The organism is Alcanivorax sp. HI0083 (genome assembly GCF_001635175.1).
Genome location: NZ_LWFX01001264.1, coordinates 1 through 9,374 on the forward strand (window position 1 = coordinate 1; position 9,374 = coordinate 9,374).

General features: G+C 57.6%; 11 protein-coding genes. All 11 read right to left on the reverse strand.

Annotated elements, in window-relative coordinates:
* Nucleotides 1–191: 191 nt before the first annotated feature.
* Complete coding sequence (locus A3754_RS18570; protein WP_063520888.1) at nucleotides 192–470, reverse strand: hypothetical protein; 279 nt, start codon at nucleotides 468–470, stop codon at nucleotides 192–194.
* 149 nt (nucleotides 471–619) lie between these two features.
* A complete protein-coding gene (gene cysK, locus A3754_RS18575) occupies nucleotides 620–1,588 on the reverse strand; it encodes a cysteine synthase A (RefSeq protein WP_063520889.1) in 969 nt (322 codons plus the stop codon).
* Nucleotides 1,589–1,627: 39 nt separating this feature from the next.
* Nucleotides 1,628–2,653: a CNNM domain-containing protein gene (locus A3754_RS18580; RefSeq protein WP_063520890.1), complete on the reverse strand. Its 1,026-nt coding sequence runs from the start codon at nucleotides 2,651–2,653 to the stop codon at nucleotides 1,628–1,630.
* A gap of 57 nt (nucleotides 2,654–2,710) precedes the next feature.
* Entirely contained in the window at nucleotides 2,711–3,454 is a 744-nt protein-coding gene (locus A3754_RS18585) for an S-methyl-5'-thioinosine phosphorylase (protein WP_063520891.1), read from the reverse strand.
* Nucleotides 3,454–4,026 carry a hypoxanthine-guanine phosphoribosyltransferase gene (locus A3754_RS18590; RefSeq protein WP_063520892.1) on the reverse strand — a complete coding sequence of 191 codons (573 nt, stop codon included), beginning with the start codon at nucleotides 4,024–4,026 and terminating at the stop codon, nucleotides 3,454–3,456. The genes A3754_RS18585 and A3754_RS18590 overlap by 1 nt, the downstream gene beginning before the upstream one ends.
* The gene (locus A3754_RS18595) at nucleotides 4,013–5,170 is read right to left on the reverse strand and encodes a mechanosensitive ion channel family protein (protein WP_063520893.1); all 1,158 of its coding nucleotides are present in this window, start codon (nucleotides 5,168–5,170) and stop codon (nucleotides 4,013–4,015) included. The genes A3754_RS18590 and A3754_RS18595 overlap by 14 nt, the downstream gene beginning before the upstream one ends.
* Before the next feature lie 70 nt (nucleotides 5,171–5,240).
* Entirely contained in the window at nucleotides 5,241–6,287 is a 1,047-nt protein-coding gene (gene nagZ / locus A3754_RS18600; protein WP_063520894.1) for a beta-N-acetylhexosaminidase, read from the reverse strand.
* Nucleotides 6,287–6,757, reverse strand: coding sequence for a L,D-transpeptidase (locus tag A3754_RS18605; RefSeq protein ID WP_063520895.1), 471 nt, complete (start codon nucleotides 6,755–6,757; stop codon nucleotides 6,287–6,289). Before A3754_RS18605 ends, nagZ begins: the two co-directional genes overlap by 1 nt.
* A 94-nt stretch (nucleotides 6,758–6,851) precedes the next feature.
* The gene (locus A3754_RS18610; protein ID WP_063520896.1) at nucleotides 6,852–7,508 is read right to left on the reverse strand and encodes a TetR/AcrR family transcriptional regulator; all 657 of its coding nucleotides are present in this window, start codon (nucleotides 7,506–7,508) and stop codon (nucleotides 6,852–6,854) included.
* A gap of 117 nt (nucleotides 7,509–7,625) precedes the next feature.
* Complete coding sequence (locus tag A3754_RS18615) at nucleotides 7,626–8,909, reverse strand: hypothetical protein (RefSeq protein ID WP_063520897.1); 1,284 nt, start codon at nucleotides 8,907–8,909, stop codon at nucleotides 7,626–7,628.
* A gap of 17 nt (nucleotides 8,910–8,926) precedes the next feature.
* On the reverse strand, nucleotides 8,927–9,374 hold a 448-nt coding region (locus tag A3754_RS18620), incomplete at its 5' end, for an outer membrane lipoprotein-sorting protein (protein WP_156497079.1).

Genomic DNA, 9,374 nt, shown 5'->3' on the forward strand with positions numbered 1-9,374 from the left:
CCGTGGCCGCACACATCAGCCCGGCTGCGCCAGCACCGATCACGACCACATCTACCTCGGTTGTGCCTGCCCCTGTTTTACCTGACATGAAACCACCAGCCTGAATCCGGCCGGCAAGGATAACGGGGATGCACCGCCGGTGCCATCGGTGTGGCTTGTACGGCAGGCAGGTTTACGGCCCAGGCCGGCGATTACTGAATAACGGAGATTTCGGCGGTGGTGCTGTAATGTTCGCTGCTCGCCTTGATCGCGGCAGCGCCGTTGGCCACCTGAATGTCGTTACGGTGGCGACCGCTGCTCATGACCTGCTCGCCCGGCACCACGCGTGTACCTTGCGGCGCATCATTGTTCACGATAGGAAGTGGCTCCTGCCGGTCACTGCTGCTGATGTCATCTTCTTCAAAATAACAACCGTTGAGCAATGTGGCACCGCAGAGCATGACTGCGAGGTATTTCAGGGTGCTCTTCATGGTGTTCCCCCAATAGCCCGCCTCAAGGCGGAAAACTAACTGCCCGTTTCGGGCTTATCGTGCCTTTATACCCTGCCTGCCCCTGGCAGTACAGCACGTCGCCCGGGTTAACCCGCAAGGGATACCCGGGCACGCAGCGACACCCGGCGCTACTGGCCGAGCTCCTGTTCGGTAAAGGTATCGGCAAACAGGGGGGAGCTGAGGTAACGTTCGCCGGAATCCGGCAGCACCACCACAATGGTCTTGCCGGCAAACTCCGGCTGCTGGCTGAGGCGATCCGCCACACACATGGCCGCCCCACAGGAAATACCGGCCAGAATACCTTCTTCCTGCATCAGCTTGTGGGCCCATTCCATGGCATCTTCGTTGCTGACCTGCTCCGCCCGGTCCACCACTGCCATATCCAGATTCTTCGGCACAAAACCAGCACCAATGCCCTGAATCTTGTGGGGGCCATGGGTGGGCTCTTCCCCTTTCAGGGCAGCAGAGATCATGGTCGAGGAGTCTGGCTCCACCGCCACGGCAGTGATCGCCTTGCCCTTCTCGTTTTTGATGAAACGGGAGACACCGGTAATCGTACCTCCGGTGCCAACGCCACAAACCAGCACGTCAATATCACCACCGGTGGCGTCCCAGATTTCAGGGCCGGTGGTTTTTTCATGGATGTCAGGGTTGGCCGGATTATTGAACTGCTGCAGCATCAAATGGCTGTCCGGGTTTTCCTGTACCAGCTCTTCCGCCCTGGCAATCGCACCGGGCATGCCTTTCGGGCCAGGCGTCAGTACCAGTTTGGCGCCCAGCGCCTTGAGGATCTTGCGGCGCTCCAGGCTCATGGAGTCCGGCATGGTCAGCACCAGATCGTAGCCCCGGGCCGCCGCCACATAGGCCAAAGCAATACCGGTATTACCGCTGGTGGGCTCCACCAGGGTCATACCCGGCTTCAGTTTGCCGCTCTTCTCTGCATCCCAGATCATGGACGCGCCGATCCGGCACTTCACACTGCCGGCCGGGTTACGGGATTCGATCTTGGCGAGAATATTGCCCTGACTGATGCGATTGATCTTCACCAGGGGGGTGTTACCGATGGTTTCGCTATTGTCTTGGTAAATGCCGGTCATAATGCTCTCCTCCATTCTCGGCGCGCGTTGCGCAATGCCTTACTGTGGTTTGTCCTGCTTTTTCAGGCGCCGGTTCCAGCGTTGGCGCGCATACAGGCGCAGGTCGGCCACGTTATCGGTTTCATCCATGATTTCACGGCCCAGGATGCTTTCCAGAATATCTTCCAGGGTGATCAGGCCCACCCAGGTGCCGTGGTCATCATAAACCACCGCCATATGCTGACGTTGGGTCAACATGGCGCTAAACAAGTCTTCAATATTCAGCGTGGTATGCACCATGGATACTTCACGGGCCAACGTCTGCATGGTCTGGTCCGGGCCACTATCCAGTAAATCGGATTTATGGATATACCCTTTCGCTTCACCGCTGGCGCTCATCACCGGGTAACGGGAAAACGGCTGCCCCTTCTCACGGTCCTTGAATTCACTCACGGTCAGGCCTGGCTCGACCACCCGGCAAACCGTGCTCGGGGTCATGATGGCGCCCACACGGATATCGTGCAGGCGCAGGATGTTATGAATCACCCGGTGTTCATCGTCATCCAGGGCGCCCTGGTCCTCACCCATGTCTGCCAGCGCGCGTATTTCGGCCCGCACATCCACATCATGCTCGTTGCCACCAATACGACTGGTAATCAGCTTGGACAGCCAGACAAAAGGCAACAGCGACACCATGATGACCTTGAGCGTGGGCGGCAGCATCGGTGCCAGTGAACGCCAGTATTTCGCGCCAATGGTTTTCGGAATGATCTCGGAGAACACCAGAATCGCCAGCGTCATGATTCCCGACGCGGCCCCCAGCCAGGCTTCCCCGAACACCACTGCCACCTGGGCACCGACGCCGGTGGCGCCGACCGTATGCGCCACGGTGTTAAGAGTCAGAATGGCAGACAGGGGCTTGTCGATATCATCCTTGAACGCGCGCAAGCTCTTATACAGCTTCGGGTTGCTGTCGCGCAGGCCAGCAATAAAACTGGGCGTAATGGATAGCAGTGCCGCTTCCAGCACGGAGCACACAAAGGAAAAACCGATAGAAATGGTGGCGAATATAATCAGCAACGTCACCGATGCATGCTCCTTATGACAGCAAGCAACCGGATAAACCGGCTGTTTGAATTGAGGTTATGACGGCGAATAATGCCGCGCAAAGTCCGCCAGCAACTGGCGAACATTGGCCATCCCATCGTGGATGACCGCTTCGATTTCTGCCATGGTAATTTCATGGGTGGACTTGCCGGCGGCCGGATTGACCACCAGAGACAGCATGGCATAAGGCAATCCCAGCTCCCGGGCCAGCACCGCTTCAGGCATGCCGGTCATGCCGACGATATCGCAGCCATCACGCTCCAGGCGGGCAATTTCAGCGGCCGTTTCCAACCGCGGCCCCTGTGTTGCGCCATAGCAGCCGCCATCATTCCAGCTCAGCTCAGCCGCCGCCAACCGGGCTTTCAGGGCATTGCGCAATGTCACATCAAACGGCCAGCTGAAGTCCACATGCACCAGGGGTTCATCCAGGTCGTCGAACAGGGTCATCTCCCGGCCGTAGGTGTAATCAATAATCTGATCCGGCAGCACCAGCGCACCGGTGGGCGCCTGGGCGGTAATACCGCCCACCGCATTGGCCGCCACAATCGCTGTGGCGCCGGCCTCTTTCAGCGCGGCCAAATTGGCACGGTAATTCACCTGATGCGGCAGCAATACGTGCGGATCACCATGGCGAGCGAGAAACAGGACGTTCTGGCCATCCAGCTCCCCTTCCACTACCGGTGCGGAAGGGGAACCAAACCGGGTTTCCACCGTGTGAGTCTTGATGATGCGCAAGTTGTCCATGCGCGTGAGGCCGGTACCACCAATGAAAGCCAGCATCAGAGATCGCTCTCTCTTACCGCATAAATGCCCGGCGCATTACGCCAGAATCCCTTGTAATCCATGCCCATGCCGAACAGGTAATAATCATCCGCTTCCAGCGCGGTGAAGTCGGCTTTCAGGCCCGGCTTTGCCTTGCGGTCGTGTTGCTTGTCCACCAGCACACAGGTTTTCACGGATGCTGCTCCCTGGGCTTTACAGGCTTCAATAATCGACAACAAGGTAGAACCCACGTCCAGGATGTCATCCACAATCACCACATGGCGACCGGCCAGCGTGGCACTGGGTGTCACAATCCATTCCACATCCCCACCACTGGTGGCTCCCAGATAACGGCTGGCGTGGAGGTAATCCATCTCCAGGGGGAAATCCAGACGCTTGACCAGTTCCGCCGCAAAGATCATGCCGCCATTCATGATGGTGACGAACACCGGCACCTTGCCGGAACAGGCTTCAGTCACCTCGAAAGCCAGCTTGGCGATGGCTTCCTGCACCTGATCAGAGGAATGCAGTTCGATGGCATTACGGCGAACCGTCATCAATTCCTGTTGCAATTCATCAGCGCTGGACATGCTGTGCCTCCTCCGGGTTGTTGTCTTCCAGGCCCGTGGCCGGGGCATCATCATTCTGGCTGATCAGGTGCAGTGTACGCGTGGGGAACGCAAACTCGGCACCGTGCTCGTGGACAATATTCATGATTTTCATGAGCACGTCCTGCTTGATCTCATGGTACTGCACCCATTGGGTGGTTTTGGTGAACGTATAGATAAAGAATTCCAGGTGAGAGGCCCCGTAGCTATCGAAGTTCACGATCAGGGTACGGTTTTCCGTTTCCAGATCTTCGTGTTCAACCAGCATGGTGCGTACGTCAGCCACAATCCCCGGCATCTTCTGCCAGTCATCATAGCGGATGCCGATTTTTTCATTGATACGCCGGTTGTACATCCGCGAAGGGTTTTCCAGCACGATGGAGGTAAACATGGCATTGGGAATATACAGCGGGCGCTGATCAAAGGTGCGGATGCGCGTCAGGCGCCAGCCGATATCTTCTACGCTCCCTTCGATGGAGCGATCCGGTGAGCGCACCCAATCTCCGACCCGAAACGGCTTGTCCAAATAAACCATCATGCCGCCGAAGAAGTTGGCCAACAGATCTTTGGCGGCAAACGCCACCGCCATGCCGCCAATACCACCAAAGGCCAACACACCGGATATGCTGTAACCCATCGTCTGCAAAATAATCAACAGAGACGTAATAACGACGGATACCCGTAGCAACTTTGCAATTGCCGCTGCAGTGGACTGATCCATGGGTTTACGCATACGGCCCGGATCAATCAGGTTCTTTTCCGTATAGGAAATAAACCGGCTCAGAAACATGGCAATGATGATAATAAAAGCGATACGGCGTGCCTGAGGCACAAACTCAAACAGGGCGTTTTCCTCTGCGGACACCGCCTGCAGCAGCTCCATGGACACCGACAAGCCGATCACCCAGAACACCAGACGAACCGGGATACGTGCGGCTTCCAGCAAGGCGTCATCCCACAGGGTCTCGGTCTTGCCAATCAACCGTTCGGCCACATCGATACTGCGCATCAGAATAAAGTTGATGGATACCGTGCACAGCACGATGATAAACAGCTGAGTCAGCCAGATATCCATTGGCGTCTCGACTGTTGGCCACTGCAGCAGTTGATTCCAGTCCCAGTTCATTAATGTCTTCCTTTGCTTTTACTGTTCAGTTAGAGCCTGTTTCTTTCGTTAGTTTTCACGCAGGCCTGTTTTACGTAATGCCCTGCTCACGCAGGGCCACAGCCAACTCGGTCGCAACCGCCCTGCGCTCCGCCACCATGGGCAAGCGTGGTCGCGCACGCAGCCCGCCTGCCGGGACCTGGCCCTGGAACCGGTGCGTCCCCAGGAAGTCCAACACCTGCTCTGCCCCTTCGCGGCAATTGCAGGCCAGCACCATGTCACAACCGGCTTCCAAGGCCGCCTGTGCCCGCTGCGGATAACCTCCCACACCGTGAGCACCGGCCATGGACAGGTCATCGGAAAAAATCACCCCTCGGAACCCCAGCCGCTCGCGCAGCTGTGTTTGCAACCAGAAGCGCGAGAATCCCGCTGTCTGTTGCTCCACCGCGCTATAAATCACATGGGCAGGCATAATGCCGTCCAGTTTCGCGGCCAGCGCCATGAAGGGGCGCATGTCGGCAGCCTCCAGCTCGGCCAGCGGGCGCGGGTCCACTGGCAATTCCAGATGGGAATCGGCCACCACATGGCCATGGCCGGGGAAATGCTTGCCCGTGGCGGCCATTCCAGCGGCACTCATGCCATCGATAAAAGCCCCGGCCAGGTCGATCATGGCATCAGCATCACCATGAAAGCTGCGATCACCAATCACCGAGCTGTTGCCGTAATCCAGATCCAACACCGGCGCAAAACTGATATCGATATCCAGCTCGGTCAGCTCCGACGCCATCAACTCGCCCAGCAGCGCCGCTTCACGCACGGCCTCTGCAGGAGACTGGTCATAACGCTGCCCCAGCGCGGCCATGGGCGGCAGGCGAACAAATCCGTCGCGAAAGCGTTGCACTCGCCCACCTTCCTGGTCCACGGCGATCAGCATGTCCGGACGTACAGCCCGAACCTGGCGTACCAGCTCAGCCAGCTGTTCGCGGTTGGCATAATTACGGGTAAACAGAATCAGACCACCGGCACCGGGGTGTGCCAGCATGTCTTTTTCCGTGGCGCTGACCTCAAGCCCTTCCAGGTCGAGCATTAATAACGGGGAGGCGGATGCAGACATGGCAACCTTGTAGGCAGAAGACATTAATCGATGATCGTCACCCGGGTGCCCACCGGCACCTGGTCAAACAAGCGGATCACCGCATCATTTCGCATCCGGATACAGCCATGGGAGGCAGGAGTGCCCATGGGCTCACTGTCCGGTGTGCCGTGAATATAAATAAAGCGCCGGAAACTATCCACGTCGGCACCCAGATTCCGCCCCGGTTCCAGGCCACCAAGCCACAAAATGCGACTCAGCACCCAGTCACGTTCGGGGAAGCGGGCGCCCAGATCGGCGTCGAATACTTCGCCGGAAAACTTCCGCCCCAGTAGTACCGCCCCAGGCGGCAACCCTGCACCAAAGCGGGCCCGAACCACATGGCTACCACGGGGCGTAGCACCACTCCCCATGGCTTCACCGGCACCGTTAGCAGCGGAGGAAATCGCAAAGCGCTCGGTCCGCGTGCCACGCAGCTCCAGCCATTGTTCAGACAAGTTGATAATCAGTTCCATGGGGATAGTTTCAAGTTGAAAGTGCGAAGTTGCAACGCGAACCCTTACCTCATCACCGGGCCAGGCAACCGGCCAGCCTCACGCGTTGCCGCCTTTACTTGCCCATATGCAACGGCTGATCCGGCACTTCCGCCTGAATGCCACCAACCAGAAACGGCAGCAAGCGTTTGGTGATATCCGCCGTGCTGGCGTCCATATTGAAATCGGCTTTGCTGATGCTTTGCAGCGATTGCATGCCCGACAGGGTGAAAATGACCGCCCCGAGGCTGAACTGCACGCGCCAGAACAGTTCCATGGGCGGCACATCCGGTACCGCCTGTTGCAGATGGCGCTGCAAACGGGCAAAGACGGCGCTGTAGTGCTGGTGGAGATATTCGCGCAAGTGGCTCTGTGGCTGACTGTACGCCTGCCCGGAAAGGCGGAAGAAGATGGCAGCTCGCTGGGGGTCCTCGGGATGTGTACCCAGCGCCAGGCGGAACACAATACCCAAGACATTTTCGGGGGTATCGGGAATGCGGGAGGCTTCCATTTCATCAAGCTTGGCGTCCAGAGCCAGACTGAACGGCGTGAGGAAGCGCTCGAATACGGCCTGAATCAAGGCTTCCTTGGAGCCGAAATGGTAATTCACCGCCGCCAGATTCACCCCGGCCTTGCTGGTAATGGCACGCAGACTGGTTTCCGCGAAGCCCTTCTGGGCAAACAATACCTCTGCGGTATCAAGAATCCGGTCTACTGTCCCCGCCTGTGCCATACCCTGCCCTGTGCGTTCAAAACATACGTTTCAAACATACGTTTGGCTGCCAGGAGGGTCAAGAAGGAAAGGCGACCGTTCCCGTCAGGCCTTCGGCGTCCAGCGTCAAGCACGGCTCTAAAAGTAATACACCAATTCCGCCTGGATAAAGTCAGAACGACTGATCGGCCCCAGCCCAGGATTGGTATTCACATTGCGCAGCGCATCCCGGTACAGTTGTGAGGCGCTTTGCGGCTTCCTGGTATCGGTATAAAAACGGGCCTCCAGGCTGGCTTTCAGGCTATTGCCGAAACGACGGCTGGACTCAAGGCTAATCGCTTTTTCCTCGTCCTCGGTGTCATAGATGATGCCGGCGAGTATCTCGGTGGAAGCGACGTCGTTGAAGGTAAACCGGGTTCCCAGCAACACATCACTGGCCAGAGGAGACGCCAGACTGTCATCCCGGTCTTCCCAGATGTACTCCACAATCCAGCCCAGATCCGTGGCCGTATCGAGCAGCCCGACCTGGGTATATTCAAAACCGCCATCCACGGCATTAAAGCGCTCGCCCTGCCCGGATCGGCTGATCGCCTCCAGCTTCCATAACCAGCCGCTGTTCAAGTATTGCAGCTCCAGGCCGGTCTGATCGATGACGTTGTACAGCGGGGTAAATTCCGGGTCGCTACCCGACGGCAATTGCCCGGTAGCAATCAGTGCCTGCAGCTCGGCCAGCGTCAGCGAATCCGGAATCAGTAGCGGGTCCCGGCTGGTACCGGAAAAATGCGACACGGCCAGCTCCAGCCCGTTGTCGAAGTACTGCTGGTAGCGGATGGCAAAATCCACACGCTGGTTTTCTTTCGAGGATTCGTACTGCGCGTTATCGGACACCGGCAAAGGTGTACGCGGACGCCCCTCTTCACCCGCGTAGGTACGCTCACGGAAACCCGGCAGAACGAACACATCAACGATCCCCCAGTCCCGTACCGTGGACAGGTTAATCATGGGCTGGCCGAGTTTTTCCTCACCATCCACCTGATCCACCTGATCGGTCTGGTTGATGATATCCACCAGGTGGCGCCCTTCGGTAACGCCCCAGAACACCTTGCGAATGCCCACCCGGGATTCCCAGCCATCACCCACATGAATCCAGGACAGCTCGCGAATATCCCAGTGGGTTCGCTCTGTATCGTGTTCGTCCACCCGGGCATAGGGGATAAAGGTGAACAGGTCATCACGATTGTTCCACTCATGGAGTATTTCCGGCTTGATGTAGCCGGAAGCGTTCGTGGAATAATCCGCCCGGGCATAGGGAGAGTCCTGAGTAAAATAACGCCCTTCCAGCGCCACTTCACCGCGAAATTCCCACGCAGAGGAGATGAGTGGCACTGCCAGCAGCGATGCCGTAACCAGCCAGTTCTTCATGTTTTTGGCGGAAGAAATCAACGGGCGCGTTTCAGGCTGTTCTTGTTGAAGTCTGACTCACTCAGCCCCGTGTCATAGCGGTAGTTGCTCCAGAACAGATCCGTGGATTTCCCTGTCTGGTGATTGACCATGGACATCTTGCCGGGCTGCCAGTACTTGTCCTGGTACTGTGAAAAATCACTGGCGGTGAGCGTCTTGAGCAGGCTTTTCTTGCGATCGTAATAGTCCACTTTCCAGGTCCGGTATTCCTGTTGGTCAATCCAGGAAACCTGGCGGGTGTAGCCCGAATCCTCATCTTGCGGGTAACGCTCGACCACGAAACAGGTCAGTTCGCCGCAGGGTTCATCGCGCAGGTACTTGTAGGTGTACTTTTCCACCTCCTGCCCGCGCATGTCTTCAAAACTGAATTCACTGCCCATGAAAGGGCCGGATTTGTTCCGTGAGGCAATGGTTTTCACCCGGCGC